The organism is Streptomonospora alba (assembly GCF_000826685.1).
Lineage (GTDB): Bacteria > Actinomycetota > Actinomycetes > Streptosporangiales > Streptosporangiaceae > Streptomonospora > Streptomonospora alba.
In genome coordinates this window covers 1-18,466 of record NZ_JROO01000055.1, presented here as the reverse complement: position 1 = coordinate 18,466, position 18,466 = coordinate 1, and the positions used below count along the sequence as shown (strand labels likewise).

The following is an 18,466-nucleotide window of genomic DNA, read 5'->3' as shown; positions in this document are numbered from 1 at the left end:
GGGCCGCGGCCGTCCGGATTCAGCGCCGGTCATCGCGGTGACTCGATGAACTCGACCGCCGGATGCTCCGGCGAGGGACCGTCGAGCAGCGGCTGCTCCCGGCCGCGCACGTACTCGTCGAAGAAGGCCGTGATGTAGGCGCGCTGGGCCGCGACGCTGTCCCGGCTGTCGCCGCTGCCGACCGCGGCCGCGATCTCGTCCTCCCATGCCGGACCGCCGGGGTCCAGTTCCGCCTCGACCTGTGCCGCCATCCACTGGGTGTCGATGAAGCTCATGTGCTCGGCGTTCTTCAGGAACAGCTCGGCGAAGGGCCCGGTGGAGTTCCTGCGAAACCTCCGCAGGTCCGCCGAGTGCGCTCTGGTGTCGGGTTCGCCCTTGCTGAGACCGCCGTTCATGACCATGAACGGCCGGTCGACGCCCTTCACGGTGGCCTCGGCCCACTCCTGGTCGCCGACGTGGTAGGCGATGCTGCCGTCGAGGTCCACACCCGCGTCGATCCGGTCGTCGACGAGCATCGCCTCGGCGGTGGTAAGGCCGCCGGCGGAGTGGCCGAACATGCCGATCGACGACAGGTCCAGTGCGTCGCCGAACCCATGCGGCAGCGACTGCCCGCCCTCGGCCGGATCGCCGCCCCGGGCGATCCGCTCCACGGTGTCCAGTACGAAACGCGTGTCCGCGACCCGCGTGGCGATCGCGGACCTGTAGGTGGCGGCGGTGAGGTCGGGGGCGTTCTCCCGCAGGACGCGGCCGCCGGGGAGCTGCACCGCCTCGGTTTCGTAGGGGTGGTCCATGGCGACCACCGCGTAGCCCCGGGCGGCCAGCTCTTCCAGCTGCGCGGTGGCCTGGTAGCGGGACTGGTTGAATCCATGGGAGTACAGCAGGACGGGGAGTTTTCCCGCCCCGTCCGCCACGTCGGCGCCGACGACCGCATGGGTCGTCGAACCGGCGAAGTCGACGGCGTCGCGGGACAGGCCGACCTGCTCCATCTCGCTGGACATGGCGCCGGCGGCGGCATCGGACATGTAGGGGGCGGGCTCGCCGCCGGCGTCCTCGGCCGGATACCACACCGACACCACGACGTCCCGCTGCTTCGCGCCCTGCACCCAGGGGTGGCCGCGGCTTTCGTCGACCAGGTGCAGATCGGCGCGGCCGATCGCGTGAGGCCCGGTGGGTTCGGGCGGCTCCAGGCGGATCGGGCCGGGTTCGGTGATGGCCGCGTCGGCGGCCGGTACCGTGCAGCAGGCAGCGAGGACACCGGCTGCGAGGGCGTAGGAGACCGCTCGGCTTCGCGTCGGTGAGCAGGAGTTCGTCGTTCTCATGTCCGGCATCCTCGCCGCCCTCGGGTGACCGGCGCCTGACCCGCCGGTCGTCGGGGCACTACCTCTTTGGGCATAGGACGCGGGCGCCCGCACGCCCTCGGATCGCGGGTCAGCGCTCGGGGGCGGACGGACCGCCGGCGATCAGTCCGGCCTCGTAGGCCAGGATCGCCGCCTGCACGCGGTTGCGCGCGTCCAGCCGGGTGAGGATCGATCCGACGTGCACCTTCACCGTGCCCGGAACGATTCCCAGCCGCTCGGCGATGTCCTCGTTGGACAGGCCTTCGGTGATCAGCGCGAGGACGTCGCGCTCGCGTGCCGAGAGCCGGCCGACGCGTTCGCGTGCGGCCGTGCCGCGCGCCATGCGGTCGGTGCCGCGGAGCTCGGCGATCAGCCGGTGGGCGATCTCGGGTGAGAGGTAGGCGCCGCCCTTGGCCACGGCGTGCAGTCCCGCGACCAACTCGCGGGGGTCGCCCGTCTTGAGCACGAACCCGCTCGCGCCGCCGCTCAGCGCCCGCGCGATGTAGGCGTCCTCGGAGAAGGTGGTGAGGATGACGACGGCGGTGCCGGGGAAGCGCCCGGTGATGGCCTCGGTGGCCTCCAGGCCGCCGGTGCCGGGCATCTGCACGTCGAGCAGGGCGACATCGGGCAGGTGCGCACCCACCAGCGCGACCGCCTCGGCGCCGTCGGCGGCTTCGCCGACCACCTCGATGGCGGGGTCGGCCGAGAGGATCGCGCGCATGCCCGCGCGGACCATGGTCTCGTCGTCGGCCAGCACGATGCGGATCACCGGCACGCCTCCTTCCCGCCCCGGCAGTGCCGGGCCCGCCTGCACCCTAGCGGTGTACGCGCCCCTCACCGCGCCCTACGCGCGCCGCTTCCGCGCGCCCGCGGCTTCACTCGCGGGCGATGCGGTCCTTGGCCACCAGGTGCTTTTCGGCGAAGCACAGCCGGTAGACCGGCGGCAGCCCGTTCTCGTATTCGACGAGGTAGTAGCGGCACGTCGAGCCGGGCGGCGCGGGCGGGGGGTCCACCAGGCCGCGGGCCGGGTAGTCGAAGCGGGGCAGCTCCCGTTCGACGGCGGCGCGGTCCTGGCCGACGCTCAGCCGCGCGTAGTCGTCCTCGGGCAGCACCGAGTTGGCGCCGACGTACCACAGCACGGCGAACCCGGCGGCGACCACGGCCGCGGCCAAGGCCGGCGGGACGGTCACCGCCGTCGCCAACCTCCGGCGGGCGCTGCGGCGCGCACCGCTCAACCGCCGCCCCGTCTCGGTGCCCTCGGACTCGGCCGCGGCCGGCGGCTCGGCGGCGTCGGGGATACGCGCGGCCACAGTGAACCCGCTCCCCTCACGGTCCCCTTCCCCGCCCGGACCTGCGCGGAAGCCGCCGCCCATCCCCGCGACGAGCTCTCGCAGCCCGGCCAGCCCCGTTCCGCCGCCGCCCGCGGGCGCGGACGGCGCGGCGGCGGTCGCGGCACCGCTGTCCGACACCCGTATCGCGGTCGCGCCTTCCTCGCGCACCACCCGCACGGTCACCTCGGCTCCGGGGGCGTGCCGGGCCGCGTTGGTCAGCGCCTCTTGCACGACGCGGTGCGCCGCCCGCCCCGCCGGCGACGCGGGGTCGAGGTCGGTTCCCTCCCGCAGCAGCCGCACGTCCAGTCCCGCGCGCACCGCGCGGTCGACCAGAGCGGCGACGTCCTCGCCGCCGTCGTCCCGGCCGGGATCGGCCTGTCCCGCATCCTCGCGCAGCACCCCGATGACCTCGCGCAGCCGCAGATTGGCGCCGTGCGCGGCGGCGCGCAGCTCGGCCGCCGCCGCGCGGGTGTCCCCGCCCTCGGGCGCCATCTCCAGGGCGCCGGCGCGCACGGCGATCAGCGCCAGGTCGTGGCCGAGGGAGTCGTGCATCCGGGTGGCGATGCTGGCGCGCTCCCGCAGACGGGCGCGCTCGGCGTCCAGGTCGCGGGCGCGCTCCATGCGCTCGGCGATCTCCCAGCCGGCCGTGCGCAGTTCGGCGTGTCGGCGCCAGTAGCGACCCAGCAACCAGGGTGCGAGCACCGCCGCGGCGAGCGTCAGGAGACCCCCCGCCCAGTCGGTGACGCCGGTCAGCGTTTCCCGGACGTCGCCGAGGCGGGTCCAGGTCAGCGCGTAGGCCGTCAAGGTGGCCAGCGCCGCGGTGGCGAGCATCGCTACCACCGGGGCGGTGCGGTCCGAGCGCCGCCCGGCCGAGAAGGCCAGCGCCGCGCAGGCCACCGTGTACGTCACGATCAGCCCCGAGGTCAGGGTGAGTGCGATGACGACCCCCTGCGCGACGAGAGCCGCCAGCGCCAGTCCGAGCGCGGCGAACGGCCGCCGGCGCCGCAGCGCGAAGGCGAGGGCCAGCAGCACCGCCATGGCCGCCGTCTCGGCGATCGGCGCGGCCCGGACGTCGAAGACCTCCTGGGCGATGAGGGCGGTGCAGCCGGCCCACAGCGCGGCATCGACGGCGATACGCCGCCACGCGCCCGGCGCCGGCCACCGGGGTGCCCACCGGTTCCCCATGCCCACCAGCCTAGAGCGCCCGTCGCAGCTGCCCGGCCCCGGTCTTTCGGCGGGGGCGCGGCGCGCGCACCCCTGCCGAAAGTAGGGGGTCCAGGCTGCCGATCGCGCACTGTGGCGCCGTGGTGCGCAGCCCTAGTGTCGTCTGTATCGACATCGCGAGGACGAGGAGCGAGGACAGCGTGATCAGCCTTCAGGACCTGACGAAACGCTACGGGGACAAGGTCGTCGTCGACCGGCTCTCCGTCGATCTCACGCCCGGAAAGGTCACCGGGTTCCTGGGCCCCAACGGCGCCGGGAAATCGACGACGATGCGGATGGTGCTGGGACTGGACCGCCCCACGGCGGGCCGGGCCCTGGTCGAGGGCAAGCCCTACGCCGAGCTGCGCCACCCGATGCGCCGGATCGGCGCACTGCTGGACGCCAAGGCGGTGCATCCCGGCCAGACCGCCCGCAACCACCTCAAGGCGATGGCGCGCAGCAACGGGCTGCCGCTGCGCCGCGTGGACGAGGTACTGGAGACGGTCGGTCTGACCGAGGTCGCCGGCCACCGGTCGGGGAAGTTCTCGCTGGGCATGGGGCAGCGGCTGGGGATCGCCGGTGCGCTGCTGGGCGACCCGGGGATCCTGATGTTCGACGAGCCGGTCAACGGCCTCGACCCCGACGGCGTGCGGTGGATCCGCGGGCTGATGCGCTCGCTGGCCGCCGAGGGCCGCACGGTGTTCGTGTCCAGCCACCTCATGAGCGAGATGCAGGCGACGGCCGACCAGCTCGTGGTCATCGGCAAGGGCAGGCTCATCGCCGACGCGCCCGTCGCCGAGGTCATCGAGGCCAGCTCGCTGACCGCGGTGCGGGTGCGCACGCCCCAGGCCGACGAGCTGGAGCAGCAGCTGCTGGTCGCCGGGATGCGGGTGGAGAGCCGCGGCGGCGACGAGCTGATCGTGACCGGCGGGACCATGGACCGCGTCGGCGGCGTGGCCCATCAGGCGGGCGTGCGGATCAACGAGCTCAGCCCGCGCGAGGCGTCGCTGGAGCAGGCCTACATGGAACTGACGGCTTCCAGTGTGGAGTTCGGAGCTCCTGCTCAGGCCGAGGACTCGGCGGCAGAGGGCATCGACGAGAAGGAACGGGTGTGACCATGGCGGCGACAGCACAGACGCGCGGCACAGCGCCGCAGCAGGCCCGTGGCGGCGGGCTGATCGGAGCCGTGGCGGCGGAGTGGACCAAGCTGTGGGGCCTGCGCTCCACCTGGCTGTGCCTGGTCGTGGCGGTGCTGGCCACGGCGGGTACGGCGGCGCTCGCAGGACTGGCGCTGACGGCGAGCGACAGCGGCGACACTCCGGCCGCCAACACACTCGCGATCGTGTCCACGCTGCTGAGCCAGTTCGCGGTGGTGGCGGTCGCCGCGCTGGCGGTGACGGGCGAGTACGCCACCGGCGCGATGCGCACCACGCTGACGACGGTGCCCCGGCGCGGCCGCATGCTGATCGCCAAGATCGCGGTCCTGGCGGTCGCGACCTTCGCGGCCGGGTGCGCGGCGGGCGCGGCGACGATCGCGGTGACCGCGGGGGTGTTCGGCGACTCGGTGACCTATGGGACGGCGTCCGTCCTGCACGGGGTCGTGGGTGTCGGCGGCTACTTGATGGGACTCGCACTGTTCACCCTGGGCCTGGGGCTGCTGATGCGCAGCACGGCGGGCGCCATCACGACGGTCGTCGGGGTCGTACTGGCGGTGCCGATGATCAGCCAGATGGTCAGGAACGACACCGTCACCGACATCGTGAACCACATGCCCGCCATGGCCGGCACACCGCTGATGACCGGAGCCGACGATCCCTACGGCTGGGGTATGGGCTCGCTGCTGCTGGTCGGCTGGGCGGCCCTGTCGCTCGTACTCGGCTACGTGGCGCTGAGCAGGCGCGACGCCTGACTCGCGACGCAGTCGTACGGCGGTCCGCCAGGACGGGGCGGGCCGCCGTATGCTGTATCGACACCCGAAGACCACCGGCAGAGGCCGACTCCCCGTCCTACGCCGCCGCGCGGCCCGAGGGCCAGCGCACCCGGCGGCCGCCGAGGCGGAGCCGCAGCGGTTCTTCGACGGAGCTGTCGGTTCGGGGACGCAGAGGGAGTCCTATGGCGGAGAACGCTCACGTAGAACCGATCGAACGCGCCACCGGGCGGACCTGGGACACGTGGCTGAGGTTCATGGCCGGTATCGGCGCCCCCGGCCTCGACCACCGCACCATCGCGCTCAGGGTGAGTGAAGAGCTCGCCGGAACCGTCGACAACCCCGGCTGGTGGGCGCAGTCGGTGACCGTCGCCTACGAGCGCCACATCGGCCGGCGGGTACCCGGCCAGCGGGCGGACGGAACCTTCGAGACCAGTGTGAGCAGGTCGACGAAGCTCGGCATGCGGGAGCTCATGGACGCATGGGTGGAGTTCGCCGCCGACGATCGCGAGGTGCTCGATCTGGTCGCCGCCGACGCGCGGGTCGGCGGCACGGAGAAGCGCATGACGTGGCGCACCAAAGCCGCGGACGGCTCGTCCGTCCTCGTCACCAGCGAACCCGGAAAGGACGGCAGCGCCTCGATCGTCGCAACACGGTCGGGCCTGGCGTCGCCCGAGGCGAACGCCGAGGCCAAGGCGCGATGGTCGGCGATCGTGAACCGGTTCCTGGAGAGCGTCTAGTTCCGCGCCGATATGCGGCGGCACGGGCCGCGCCAGACCCTGGGATGGAGCACCCCGGCCCGGCGCCTCAACGAGGTGCTCCAGGCGACCTGACCCGCTTGCACTCACCAGTTGACACCAAGTCGCTCACAATGACCGCAGGTACAAGATCAACGCTGATGCGTAGAGCCGGGACCGGACCGGCCGCATACCCTGGCGCGCCCTGCCCGTCAAGAAACAGAACCTAGACGTCGGCCTCCACCAGGCCCGCCTCGTAGGCGAGGATCGCCGCCTGGACGCGGTTGCGCATGCCCAGCCGGTTCAGGATGGCGCTGACGTAGCTCTTGACCGTGCCCTCCACCAGGTACAGCCGACCCGCGATCTCGGCGTTGGACAGCCCGGAGCCCACCAGCGCGAGCACGTCGCGCTCGCGCTCGGTCAGCTCGGCGGTGCGGGCGCGGGCCTCGGCGCCGCGACTCATCCGGCCGCCGCCGCTGAGCTCGTCGATGACGTGGCGGGCCACCCTGGGAGACAGGTAGGCGGCGCCGTCGGCCACCGCGCGCACCCCCTGCACCAGCTCGCGCGGGTCGCCCGCTTTGAGCAGGAAGCCCGCCGCGCCCTCGCTCAATGCGCGGGAGATGTAGGCGTCCTCGTCGAAGGTGGTGAGGATGACCACGGCGGTGGAGGGGACCTCCCGCCGTATCTCGGCGGCGGCGCTGAGCCCGTCGAGGCGAGGCATGCGGATGTCGAGGAGCGCTACGTCGGGGCGGTGCGAGGCGGTCAGTTCGATCGCCTCGCGGCCGTCGGCGGCCTCGGCGACGACCTCGATCCCCCCGTCGGTGTTTAGGATCGCCCGCACCCCCGCCCGGATCATCGCCTCGTCGTCGGCCAGCAGCACCCGGATCATCGGCGCCCACGTCCTTTCTCACCACGGATCTCGCATACGGCCCGCGCCCGGCTGGGCCACCGGCGCGCATCCCTGTGGCCGCTCACCCGTCGCTCGCGGAGGTGCCCGGGTCCTCCAGCACGTCTTTGGACACCAGTTCGCCCTCGTTGAAGCACAGCCGGAACACGGTGTATTCGCCGCTGGGGAAGCCCTCGTCGGACCGGTAGTAGCGGCAGTCGTAGCGCTCGGGCGCGGCGCTGTCGTCGGCGTCCACGGCCGGATCGTACTGCTGCCAGGGCAGCTGCGGCTCCACCTGCTCCAGGGGCGTCCCCACGCGCAGGTCTTCGTACTCGGCGGGCTCCATCGTGGCCGACGCCATGCGCAGGTAGGAGCCGCCCGCCGCGAAAGCGAGCCCCACCGCCACCAGTGCCGCGCCGGCCGCGATCATCGACACCGTGCGCCGGCGCAGGCTGCGCCGCACCGCGCGCCGGTGCTCGTCGGCCGCTGCGGAGGCGGACCCGTCCCCGGGCCCGCCCTCGTTCGCGGCAGCAGGCCTTCCGTCGGCGGGGAAGCGGGCGACGACCGCGAACCCGCCGCCGCGCTCGCCGGACTCCAGGGTGCCACCGGCCAGCCGGACGCGCTCGGCCAGTCCCACGAGTCCGCGCCCGCCTCCGGGGGCGTCCGAGGGCCGCGGCGCGGGTTCGCGAGGCGCACGGTTGGCGACCGTGACCGCGATCTCCTCGGCTGAGCGCTCCAGCCGGACCCGCACCGGCGCACCGGGCGCGTGCTTGGTGGCGTTGGTCAGACCCTCCTGGACGACCCGGTGGGCGGCCCGGTCGACCATGGGAGCGACGCCCTCCCAGGTCCCCGTGCGCTCCAGCGCCACGTCGACTCCGGATCGCCGCGCGCGCTCGACGACCTCGACGATCCCCTCTCCGGCCGGATCCGTCGGGGCGGGGTCGCCGGACTCGCGCAGCACGCCGACGATCTCGCGCAGCCGCTCGGTGGCCGTGGTGGCGCTCTCGCGCAGCTCCGCCGCCGAGGTGCGGTGGCGCTCGGGCATGTCGGGGGCCAGCTCCAGGCCGCCCGCGCGCAACGCGAGCAGGCTCAGCTCGTGTCCCAGCGAGTCGTGCATGTCCTGGGCGATGCGGGAGCGCTCGCGCAGCCGCGCCTCGTCTTGGGCGATGCGCTGCTCGCGCTCGAGCCGGCGCGCCCGCTCCCAGCCGGCCTCGTCGAGGTTCTCGCGTTGGCGCAGGTAGCTGCCGACCATCCACGGCAGCACGATGGTGAACACGTAGGTCATCATCATCCCGGGCACACGGAAGAGCACTTCGGGATCGAGGGCCACGCTGATCGCGAGTGCGGCGACGCAGACGAGGGTCGCCGCCCCGGTCAGCCACACCCGCTCGTCGCGCCGCCCCAGCAGGTAGCACAGCATCGTCAGAGCGAGGATGAAGCCGGTCGGCGCCCAGACCTGTGACAGCACAAGGACCAGCAGGGCGGCGGGCAGAGGGTAGGGGCGGCTGGCGGCGAACGCTGCGGCCAGCGCCGCACACGCCGCCGCGGTCTCGGCCGGCGACTCCAGCTTCGCGCCCGGGGAACCCGCGAGGTGCGCGGTGTACTCCAGTACCGTCGGCAGGCTCGCCGCGAGCCACAGCAGCAGGTCTACGACGGCGGTGCGCAGCGTCGGCCGGCCGCTCAGCGGCCGCAGCAGCTCCCGAACCGCGCGCGCGGCGGCGGCACCCGGCTGTCCCATGGCCGCGACGCTACCGCCGCGATCGCCCGCGGCGGCACTGCCGAAAGTTGTGGCCTGTGCAGGCCGAAGGGCAGGTCAGCTGCTGACACGCCGCCAAAGGCCGGCTCACAGCAGCGGGCGCAGCGGCTGCAGCAGCGCCTCGCACAGCTTGGCCACCAGCGGCCGGCCGGACCACTCCTCGGGAGTGAGCAGCCGGGCGTTGGTCGTGTCCTTGGCGAAGACCCGCTCCAGGTGGGCGGCCAGGTCGGCGTCGAAAACCTCGACGTTGATCTCGTAATTGCCGGTGAGGCTGAGCCGGTCGACGTTGGCCGTGCCGATCGTCGACCAGCGCCGGTCGATGGTGGCGGTCTTGGCGTGCACCATCGCGTGCTGGTACAGGTACAGCTTCACGCCGCCGCGCAGCAGCTCGCCGTAGAAACCGCGGGAGATCCAGTCGGCGACGACGTGGTTGGAGTCCTCGGGAACCAGCAGACGCACGTCCACACCGCGTTGGGCGGCGTCGATCAGGGCGCGCAGGATCTGGTGGTCGGGGATGAAGTAGGCCTGGGTGATGTAGAGGTGCTCGCGCGCCCGGTCGATGGCCTCCAGATACATCCCGCGGATGGGGTAGATCAGCTGCTCGGGCACGTTGCGGTGGGCGCGCAGGGCCGGCGACCAGTCGGGAGTTCCGGTGTCGGCGATGACCGGCTGGTCCTCGCCGCGGAGCATGTTCCAGAAATCGCGGAACGCGTTCTCCAGCTCCCATGCCGAGGGGCCCGTCACCCGCACGTGGGTGTCGCGCCACTGGGTGGCGTAGACCGAGCCCACGTTGTAGCCGCCGACGAAGCCGATCTCGCCGTCGACCGCGAGGATCTTGCGGTGGTCGCGCCCGCCCTTGCTGATGTCCAGCAGCAGCAGGCCCGGCCGCAGCAGCGGGTAGGCCAGGACGTGGACGCCGGGCGGGAACCGGAAGAACGTGCGCGGCACGACGAGGTTGGCGAAGGAGTCGTAGACGACGTAGACGTCGACGCCGCGCTCGGCCGCCGCGATCAGCGCCCGCTTGAACCGGCGCCCGGTGGCGTCGTTCTTGATGATGAAGGACTCGAACATGATCCGGTGGCGAGCACCGCGGATCGCTTCGAGCATGTCGCGGTAGAGGTCCTCGCCATAGGTGTAGACGGTGATCTCGCTCGCGCCCACCGGCAGCGCCTTGGGCGGGGTACGCGGGAAGTCGGCGCGCCGCGGCCGAACCCGCTTGCGCCACTGGTTGACGGCGGTGAGCCCGAGAACCACGAGGAGCTGGGCGCCCAGAAAGCCCAGCAACGTGCGCAGGAGCACGGTGGCCACCATGTTGCGTCTACGCGGCATCGTGCTGTCTCCAGTCCGGAGAGTCTCCCCATCCGGGTCGTGCCGCCTGGCGGCGGCGCGGGTCGAGGCGTTACAGGAGCCCAACCGTACCGTGCGCGTCCGCACAGGCCCGGGAGGGCGCGGATCCGTCGGCCCGGGCGGCCCTTCGGCCCTGGACAGGAGGGGCCCGACTGTCGCCCCCGCGCGCCGCGCGCGGCGCCGTGACGTCGGCGTTGCGGCGTGACCGGCGCGTGCGGGCCGTCCGATGATGGCCGCAGGCCCGCCCACCTGCGGCGCCGCCGGGGAACCCGAACGAAGGGAGTCGGCCGTGCGCGCGGTCCGGTACATGAGCGTGGGCGAGAAACCCCGTGTCACCGACGTCGAGGTGCCCGAACCCGGACCGGGACAGCTGCTGCTGAAGGTCACGGCGGCGGGCCTGTGCCACTCCGATCTCGCCGTGATGAGCTGGCCGGCCGACGGGTTCCCCTACGAGCTGCCGATGACGCTGGGCCACGAGGGCGCCGGCCGCGTCGAGTCCGTGGGCCCGGGCGTCTCCCGGGTATCGGTGGGCGAATCGGTCGTGGTCTACGGGCCGTGGGGCTGCGGCGTGTGCCGGATGTGTGCCCAGGGTCGGGAGAACTACTGCCCGCACGCGGCGCGGCTGGGCGTCTTCCCGCCGGGGCTGGGCTCGCAGGGTGCACTGGCCGAATACGTGCTCATCGACTCCGAGCGGCACGTGGTGCCCATCGGCGACCTCGATCCGGTGCAGACGGTTCCGCTGACCGACGCCGGGCTGACTCCCTACCACGCGATCAAGCGGTCGCTGGACCGGCTCGTGGCAGGCAGTGTCACCGTGGTGATCGGCGTCGGGGGGCTGGGCCACATCGCTGTGCAGCTGCTGCGCCGGCTCAGCGCGGCCACCGTGGTGGCGCTGGACGTGCGCGAGGAGAGTCTGGAGCTGGCGCGGCGCAGCGGGGCCCAACACACGCTGCCCTCGGACGAGTCCGCGCTGGAAGCGGTGCGCGACCTCAGCCGAGGCTTGGGCGCAGCGGCCGTGTTCGACTTCGTCGGAGCCGCGGCCACCACCGCCCTGGCCCGGCGCATGGTCGGCCAGGACGGCGACCTCGCCCTGGTCGGCATCGGCGGCGGCACGGTCGAGGTCGGATTCGAGTCGGTGCCCTTCGGCTCGCGGACCGGCATCACCTACTGGGGCACCCGCTCGGAGCTGATCGAGCTGATCGACCTGGCCCGCCAAGGCGTACTCGACGTCCACGTGGAGCGCTACGGCATCGAGAGCGGACCCGAGGCCTACGAGCGGATGGAAGCCGGCCTCGTCAAGGGCCGAGCGGTCGTCGTCCCCTGATCCGAACCGGTATCCCGGCGGCGCCCTTTCCGGGGGAACGCTCTTCACCGACCGCGGCGTCTCCCGGTTGTGCGGGGCGGTGCGCAAGCCGCGGGTCTCTCCGGCGGGATGCGGCCGGTGGCTCTGGGGAAACACCCGTGCGCTCGACGGACGGGGCGTCTATGGTGGTCGGTATGCACAAGCGACGACATTGACCCGCTGCCGAGGCGCGGCTCGCCCGCGCGCTGTACGGGTATGCGTTCCTGGAGGACCTCGTCCTCCTGTACCCGGTCTATTCGCTGCTTTTCGCCGACGCCGGGCTGAGTCCTGCCCGGATCTCCTCGCTGTTCGTGCTGTGGTCGGTGACCGGCATGGTGCTGGAGATCCCCTCCGGCGTGCTGGCCGATCTCTGCTCGCGCCGCTTGCTGGTCTCTTGCGCTCCGCTGCTCAGCGCGGCCGGATTCGGGCTGTGGACCTTCGCACCGGGCTACGCCTCCTTCGCCGCGGGCTTCGTGCTCTGGGGCGCCGGGGCGGCGATGCGCTCGGGGGCTCTTGAGGCCCTGGTCTACTCCGAGCTCGCGCACATCGCCGGCCGTCCTGCCGCACCCGGCCGCGCCGGGGCCGCTCACCCGGACGGGGACCCCGGATTCCGCGCCCCCGGCGGGCAGGCGGCGGACACGTGGGTGAGCGAGACCTACACGCGCTTGATCGGGCGCTCGCGCGCGGCGGCCACCACCGCCATCATGGTCGCCTCGGTGGCCGCGATTCCGGTACTGGGCGCCGGAGGCTACACCGCGGCGGGCGCCGCGAGCGTGCTGGCGGCCTTGGCGTGCGCGCTGGCGGGCCGGTCGCTGCCGGCCGAGGGGGAGCACGCGCGGCGCACCGCGGCTCGCCGCGCGGCACACGGCAGACGGCGGCCGCGCCGGTCCCTGCGCTGGGCCGCGGCCTCGGCGGCCGCGGTGTCGCGTGGGGCGCTGGCCGAGGTCCGGGCCTCTCCGGCGGCGCGCAGGGCGCTGCTGACACTCGGTCTGCTGGTCGGCGTCTCCGGGGCCATGGACGAGTACCTGCCCCTGCTCGCGCGCTCCACGGGGCTGAGCACCCCGGCGGTGCCGTTGGCCCTGCTGGTCGTCTCGGCCGGCACGGTGGTGGGCGGTTGGCTCGCGGGGCGCCGCACCCGCAGCACCGCGCCGGCGCTGGTGGCCGCCGGCTGCTGCATGGCCGTCGGCGCGCTCGTGGGCCACCCGGCGGGACTGGTCCTGCTCGCCGTCACCTTCGGTGTGAGCGAGTGGGCCGGGGCCGCGGCCGAAGCGCGGCTTCAAGACAGTGTGGGCGAGGACGCGCGGGCGACCGTCTCGTCCCTGGGCGGGTTCGGCGCCGAGGCGGTGACGGTCCTCGTCTACGCGGGCTATGCGCTGGGGTCGGTCTGGCTGGCCCCGGCGGCGCTGTTCGCCCTGGCCGCGCTGGCCTATCCGGGCGCGGCCAGGGCGCTGCGCGGCGGGTGATCCGCGCTCGTGCGGCACGAGTAGCGGAATCCGCAAGGCCGGTGCAACGCTGTTCGATCCGGGGCCGCCGCAGCGGGCGGCTCCGCAAGACACGTGAAGGAGGAAGGCGCCCATGCCGAACGGGAACCGGGCCGGCGGCCGGACCGAGCACACCGACGGGATCGACCGCGCGCTGGTCGTCATGGCCCACCCCGACGACGTCGACTTCGCCTGCGCCGGCACGGTCGCGCTGTGGACCGACGCGGGGGTCGAGGTGACCTACCTGATGGTGACCGACGGCGAGGCGGGCGGAGACGACAGGACCCTGGACACCGGCGCGCTGGCCGACCTGCGCCGCAGCGAGCAGCGCAAGGCCGCCGAGGCCGTGGGGGTGCACGACGTCAGGTTTCTGGGTTACGGCGACGGCCGGGTGCTGCCCACGCTGGACCTGCGCCGCGACATCGCCAGGGTCGTTCGCCGGGTCCGCCCTCAACGCGTGGTCCTCCCCAGTCCCGAGCGCGATTGGAAGCGGATCGCGCCCAGCCACCCCGATCACCTGGCAACCGGCGAGGCCGGGATCAACGCCGTCTACCCCGACGCCCGCAACCCGCACGCCCACCCCGAACTGCTCGCCGAGGAAGGGCTGGAGCCGTGGAAGGTCCCCGAGGTGTGGCTGGTCCACGGGCCCTCGCCGGACCGCTTCAGCGACATCACCGACGTCTTCGACCGCAAGCTGACCGCTCTGTCCTGCCACGCCAGCCAGATCGGCGACGTCGCGGAACTGGGCGAGGCGCTGCGCCCCTGGCTCGCCGAGCAGGCGGTCGGCGGCGGCCTGGGCGAGGACCGGCTGGCCGAGGCCTTCCAACACGTCGACACGCGTTAGCGAAGTCGCGGCACACGCGATAGGTGTTGGGGGCTCATTGGTAGCAGGGGCACGGGGCGGACCCGCCCCGGCCCAGACACCCGATCACTCAGGAGGCCCGACGTGGCACAGCCGCCTTCTCCTTACGAATTCCTGCCCTCCGTTCCGTCGTTCAGCGTGGCCAGCGACGACGTCGCCGACGGCAAGACTCTGTCGAACCCGCAGGTCAGCGGCATCATGGGGGCGGGAGGCGAGGACGTCTCGCCGCACCTGTCCTGGACCGGTTTCCCCGAGGGCACCCGCAGCTTCGCGGTCACCTGCTTCGATCCCGACGCGCCCACGGCCAGCGGATTCTGGCACTGGGCGGTGTGCGACATCCCCGCGAGCACCACCGAACTGCCCGCCGGCGCCGGCGACGAATCCGGCTCGGGGCTGCCCGCGGGTGCGCTGACTCTGCGCAACGACGCCGGCGCCCGGCGCTACATCGGCGCGGCGCCGCCCGGCGGGCACGGCCCGCACCGCTACATGTTCGCTGTGCACGCGGTGGACGTGGAGTCGCTGGGCATCGACGAGACCGCATCGCCCGCGTTCCTCGGCTTCAACCTCTTCTTCCACTCGATCGGGCGCGCGATCATCGCGCCGGTCTACGAGGTCGCGTAGCCACCGCAGCCGGCATGCGGGGGCGCCCCGGCCGGGGCGCCCCCGCCTCGGCGCCGACAGGGGCGTTCACGGGTACGACGAGGACAATCTCCGACACAGGCGAGGTGCATACGGACATGGGCGCAGACAGCTCGGGCATCGACGTGGTCGTCTTCGACTACGGCGACGTGATCTCCCTGAGCCCGCCACGCGAGGACCGGGCGAAGATGGAGGAGCTGGCCGGGGTACCGGCCGACGATCTGTGGTCGGCCTACTGGAGCGAGCGCCCCGCCTACGACGGCGGGATCGGCGGTGCGGAGTACTGGAACCGGGTGGCCGCGCGGGCGGGTGCCGACTGGGACGCCGCCACGCTCCACGGGCTGTGGGCGCTGGATGTGGGCTCGTGGCTGCACGTCCGCGAGGAGACCGCGCGCGTTCTGGACCTGTTGGGGCGGCGCGGTGTACGCACGGCGCTGCTGTCCAACGCACCCCTGGACATCTCCGGTGCGCTGCGCAACGCGCCGATGACGGCCGGCTTCGACGCGCTGTTCTTCAGCTCCGAGCTGGGCCTGTGCAAGCCCGACCCCGCGATCTACGAGCGCGTGCTGGGCGAGCTGGGCGCCGCGCCGGAGCGCACAGCCTTCGTCGACGACCGCGAGGAGAACGTGCTCGCGGCCAAGCGACTGGGCATCGCCGCCCACCACTACGCCGGAGACGACGGCTTGGCGGCCTTCCTGGCCGGACACGGTCTCCTCGACACGCCGGGCCGCCCCGCGACCGCGGGCTGACGCCGGAGCGCCCGGCACGCTCCGGCGCGACGCCCTGCAGGCGCCGCCTCCCCTACGCCGCGGCCCCCTTCCGGTTGTCCTGGGAACCGGAAGTGGCCACCGGCGGATCCGGGACCCCTAAGCGGTCTAGTCTCGATAGACGGATGATCCAGCCCGGGGGCGCCGCCCCGCAGGGGCCGGTTTCGCGGCCGCACCGCGCCACCGCGCCCAGCAGCCCCGAGCCGACCGCCCGCCTCAGCCCGGCCCCAACGGAAAGGTCCATCGGTGTCCGCTGCAGAACGTCCCGGCCGGCCCACCGTCGTCGTCACCACCGCAGGCGCTCCCCAGACCCCCGGCATCATCCAGGACCTCCAGCGGCAGGGCTACCGCGTGGTGGCCACCGACATCGACCCCACCGCTCCCGGCCTCTACCTGGCCGACCGCTGCCATCTCGTCCCGCCGGGCGCGAGCGACGCCTACCTGCCCGGGATCCGCGGCATCTGCCTGCGCGAAGGGGCCGCCGCCCTCGTGCCGCTGGTCGACGAGGAGCTGGCGGCGGTCTCGCGGCTCGCCGACGACGGCATCGCCGTCCTGCTGCCCCGCCCGGAGTTCGTGGCGACCTGCCTGGACAAGTACGCGCTGATGCGCCGCCTGGCCGACGCGGGACTACCGGTACCGCGCACCCGGACCGCCGCCGAGTGGACCGGCCCGCCCGCGGAGCCGCTCGTGGTCAAGCCACGCTCAGGGCGCGGCGGCCGGGGCGTGGTGCGGTTGGGCTCGGCCCACCGGCTGGGCGCGCTGCTGGCCGAGACCGGCAGGCCCGCCGACGAGCTGATCGCGCAGGAGGAGATCGCCGGAACCGAGTTCACCGTCTCGGTCGTGGCCTGGCGCGACGGCGTGGTGCAGGCGGTCGTGCCCAAGGAGGTCGTGCTCAAGCGCGGCGTCACCAAGTACGCGGTGACACGCCGCCACGAGCGCGTCAGCGAAGTGTGCCGTGCCGTACAGCAGGAGCTGCGCGCGGACGGGCCCTTCAATGTGCAGCTGGCCCTGGACTCCGACGGCGAGCCGCGCATCTTCGAGATCAACCCGCGCTTCTCCTCCACGGCTCCGCTGACCCGGGCCGCCGGGGTCGACGAAGTCGGCGGTCTGCTGCGGCAGGCCACCGCCGGTGGTCCACACCTGGCCGGCGACTGGCGCGAGGGGGTCGTGATGGTGCGCCGGTGGTCCGACGAGTTCATCGAAGAGGCGGACTTCACCGGGGCCGGCCTCAGCCCGGCCGCGGAATCCCCGGCGGAGTCGACGGTGGGGGCGGGGTCGTGAGCGGCGGCTCGGCAGGGATCGCCCCGGCCCGGGCAGCGGTGCTGTCCGGAGCGGAGCGGGCGGTGCGCGAGGTGGGGGCGCTGCTGCGCGGCTGGCGGAGCGACTCCAGGGCCATCGCGGGCGTGTGGCAGGGCGACCAGTTCAAGGCGCGCGCCGACGCCATGGCGCACGAGGAGCTTCGCGCCCGGCTGAGCCGTGTCGAGCCGGGCGCGCCCGTGCTCAGTGAGGAGGACCCCGCCGGGTTGGGCGGCCGGCGGCCCGACCGCTACTGGCTGATCGACCCGATCGACGGCACGGCCAGCTATGTGCACGGATTCGGCGGCTACGTCACCCAGGCGGCGCTGATCGAGGGCCGCAGTCCCGTGGTCGCCGCCGTCTACGCCCCCGAGGCCGACCGCTGCTACACGGCCGTGCGCGGCCGCGGCGCCGCGGCCGACGGCCTCCGCCTGCGCACCGCTGCGCCGGAGCCGGGTGCCGGGGTGCTCACCGACAACACGCCCGAGCCGCGCGGGATCGCGCGGGCCGCCTATGAACGCTTCGGCTGCCGCGGGTACCTGGAGTCGGGCAGCATCGCGCTGAAACTGTGCCGCATCGCCGACGGCGCCGCGCACCTGTTCGTCAAGGACGTGGCGGTGCGGGACTGGGACACGGCGGCGCCGGGACTGGTGCTGGAGGAAGCGGGGGGCGCACTGCTGCGCCTGGACGGCAGCCCGTTCGGCTACACCGGCTCCTTCGAGGGCACCGGCGTGATCGGCGCCTCCGACGCAGCGACATGCGCCGCCGTCGCCGCCTGGCACCGCGAGCACGGCGGCGCGCGCACGACCGGACGAGGCGCCGCGACGGAGAAATGCTACTTCGGTCGTATCGGGAATCCGCAACCAACGGAGGATCCCGCGCGCCGCCCCGCGCGTCTAATCTGTCAGGAGAACCTGCACGAGGAGGCGTGACCGTTGAGCCCCGATCTCACACCGCGCGATGAGCTCCGCGCCTCAGACGCCGACCGCGACGCCGTCGCGCTCCGGCTGTCCGACGCCCTGTCGGACGGACGCTTGGACCTCGCCGAATACCAGTCCCGGCTGGACTCGGCCATGGGCGCTCGTACCGTGGGCGAGCTCGCGCCGCTGACCACCGACATCCCCGCGCCCGGCTCCCCCGGCAACGGCCCGGTGGACCTCGCCCACACCGGTAGGGAGAACGCCCCGCCGTCCTGGAGGGAGCGCACCGGCAAGTGGAACACCTGGATGGGCGGCGCGGGCGTGATGATCACCGTCTGGCTGGTCTCCAGCATCGCCGCGGGCGACCTCCAGGGCTTCTGGCCGGCGATGCCGCTCGCCATCTGGGCGCTGGTGATCATCTCGGGCGGCTGCCGACGCTGACGACCGGGGCATTCGACCGCCGCGCTGATCTGCAACTTTCGTCCAACCGTTTGTCCGCCGCTTTCCTCCGGCGCGTGGGCCGCGTATCGTGAAATTCCCATCATTCGTGCGGCAGGGGGTGGGCGTTGGACGACGAACGCGTCCCGGAAGGCCGGATGCGCGCTTCCGATGCCGACCGCGACGCCTGCGCCGAG

At 73.4% G+C, this 18,466-nt stretch carries 16 protein-coding genes and 1 pseudogene; 11 read left to right on the top strand and 6 right to left on the bottom strand.

Features of this window, described 5'->3' with window-relative positions:
- Nucleotides 1-29 precede the first annotated feature (29 nt).
- From LP52_RS23895 to LP52_RS23885, 3 genes are all read right to left on the bottom strand, one after another.
- A complete protein-coding gene (locus tag LP52_RS23895; protein ID WP_040276657.1) occupies nt 30-1,319 on the bottom strand; it encodes an alpha/beta hydrolase family protein in 1,290 nt (429 codons plus the stop codon).
- Nucleotides 1,320-1,428: 109 nt separating this feature from the next.
- Nucleotides 1,429-2,106: a response regulator gene (locus tag LP52_RS23890; RefSeq protein WP_040276656.1), complete on the bottom strand. Its 678-nt coding sequence runs from the start codon at nt 2,104-2,106 to the stop codon at nt 1,429-1,431.
- Between the two features lie 106 nt (nt 2,107-2,212).
- A complete protein-coding gene (locus LP52_RS23885; RefSeq protein WP_040276655.1) occupies nt 2,213-3,853 on the bottom strand; it encodes a sensor histidine kinase in 1,641 nt (546 codons plus the stop codon).
- A 179-nt stretch (nt 3,854-4,032) separates the two neighbouring features.
- Here LP52_RS23885 and LP52_RS23880 point away from each other — a divergent pair, with 179 nt between their 5' ends.
- From LP52_RS23880 to LP52_RS23870, 3 genes are all read left to right on the top strand, one after another.
- The gene (locus LP52_RS23880) at nt 4,033-4,986 is read left to right on the top strand and encodes an ABC transporter ATP-binding protein (RefSeq protein WP_052810213.1); all 954 of its coding nucleotides are present in this window, start codon (nt 4,033-4,035) and stop codon (nt 4,984-4,986) included.
- Between the two features lie 2 nt (nt 4,987-4,988).
- On the top strand, nt 4,989-5,780 hold the full coding sequence (locus LP52_RS23875; RefSeq protein WP_052810212.1) for an ABC transporter permease subunit: 792 nt from the start codon (nt 4,989-4,991) through the stop codon (nt 5,778-5,780).
- A 203-nt stretch (nt 5,781-5,983) separates the two neighbouring features.
- Nucleotides 5,984-6,538 carry a hypothetical protein gene (locus LP52_RS23870; protein WP_040276653.1) on the top strand — a complete coding sequence of 185 codons (555 nt, stop codon included), beginning with the start codon at nt 5,984-5,986 and terminating at the stop codon, nt 6,536-6,538.
- 223 nt (nt 6,539-6,761) lie between these two features.
- On the opposite strand, the gene LP52_RS23865 is transcribed toward LP52_RS23870, so the two are convergent.
- The 3 genes from LP52_RS23865 to LP52_RS23855 all read right to left on the bottom strand — a co-directional run bounded on the left by LP52_RS23865 (nt 6,762) and on the right by LP52_RS23855 (nt 10,506).
- Nucleotides 6,762-7,424, bottom strand: a complete 663-nt coding sequence (locus tag LP52_RS23865) for a response regulator transcription factor (protein ID WP_040276652.1) — start codon at nt 7,422-7,424, stop codon at nt 6,762-6,764.
- 82 nt (nt 7,425-7,506) lie between these two features.
- Nucleotides 7,507-9,159, bottom strand: a complete 1,653-nt coding sequence (locus LP52_RS23860; protein WP_040276651.1) for a sensor histidine kinase — start codon at nt 9,157-9,159, stop codon at nt 7,507-7,509.
- Between the two features lie 105 nt (nt 9,160-9,264).
- Nucleotides 9,265-10,506, bottom strand: a complete 1,242-nt coding sequence (locus LP52_RS23855) for a phospholipase D-like domain-containing protein (protein ID WP_040276650.1) — start codon at nt 10,504-10,506, stop codon at nt 9,265-9,267.
- A gap of 307 nt (nt 10,507-10,813) precedes the next feature.
- Between LP52_RS23855 and LP52_RS23850 the strand changes: the two genes are divergently transcribed.
- The 8 genes and pseudogenes from LP52_RS23850 to LP52_RS23815 all read left to right on the top strand — a co-directional run bounded on the left by LP52_RS23850 (nt 10,814) and on the right by LP52_RS23815 (nt 18,272).
- Nucleotides 10,814-11,848 (top strand): NAD(P)-dependent alcohol dehydrogenase, encoded by a 1,035-nt coding sequence (locus LP52_RS23850; RefSeq protein WP_040276649.1) that lies wholly within the window; start codon nt 10,814-10,816, stop codon nt 11,846-11,848.
- A gap of 329 nt (nt 11,849-12,177) precedes the next feature.
- Entirely contained in the window at nt 12,178-13,329 is a 1,152-nt protein-coding gene (locus LP52_RS23845) for an MFS transporter (protein WP_238581072.1), read from the top strand.
- Between the two features lie 112 nt (nt 13,330-13,441).
- The gene (locus LP52_RS23840) at nt 13,442-14,191 is read left to right on the top strand and encodes a PIG-L deacetylase family protein (RefSeq protein ID WP_052810211.1); all 750 of its coding nucleotides are present in this window, start codon (nt 13,442-13,444) and stop codon (nt 14,189-14,191) included.
- A gap of 102 nt (nt 14,192-14,293) precedes the next feature.
- On the top strand, nt 14,294-14,830 hold the full coding sequence (locus LP52_RS23835) for a YbhB/YbcL family Raf kinase inhibitor-like protein (protein ID WP_040276647.1): 537 nt from the start codon (nt 14,294-14,296) through the stop codon (nt 14,828-14,830).
- A gap of 116 nt (nt 14,831-14,946) precedes the next feature.
- A complete protein-coding gene (locus LP52_RS23830) occupies nt 14,947-15,597 on the top strand; it encodes an HAD family hydrolase (protein WP_040276646.1) in 651 nt (216 codons plus the stop codon).
- Nucleotides 15,598-15,861: 264 nt separating this feature from the next.
- A complete protein-coding gene (locus LP52_RS23825) occupies nt 15,862-16,896 on the top strand; it encodes an ATP-grasp domain-containing protein (protein ID WP_040276645.1) in 1,035 nt (344 codons plus the stop codon).
- Nucleotides 16,897-16,913: 17 nt separating this feature from the next.
- Nucleotides 16,914-17,690 (top strand): annotated as a pseudogene (locus LP52_RS23820) (inositol monophosphatase family protein); the annotation flags it as partial.
- 156 nt (nt 17,691-17,846) lie between these two features.
- Nucleotides 17,847-18,272 carry a DUF1707 SHOCT-like domain-containing protein gene (locus tag LP52_RS23815; protein WP_040276644.1) on the top strand — a complete coding sequence of 142 codons (426 nt, stop codon included), beginning with the start codon at nt 17,847-17,849 and terminating at the stop codon, nt 18,270-18,272.
- Nucleotides 18,273-18,466 lie beyond the last annotated feature (194 nt).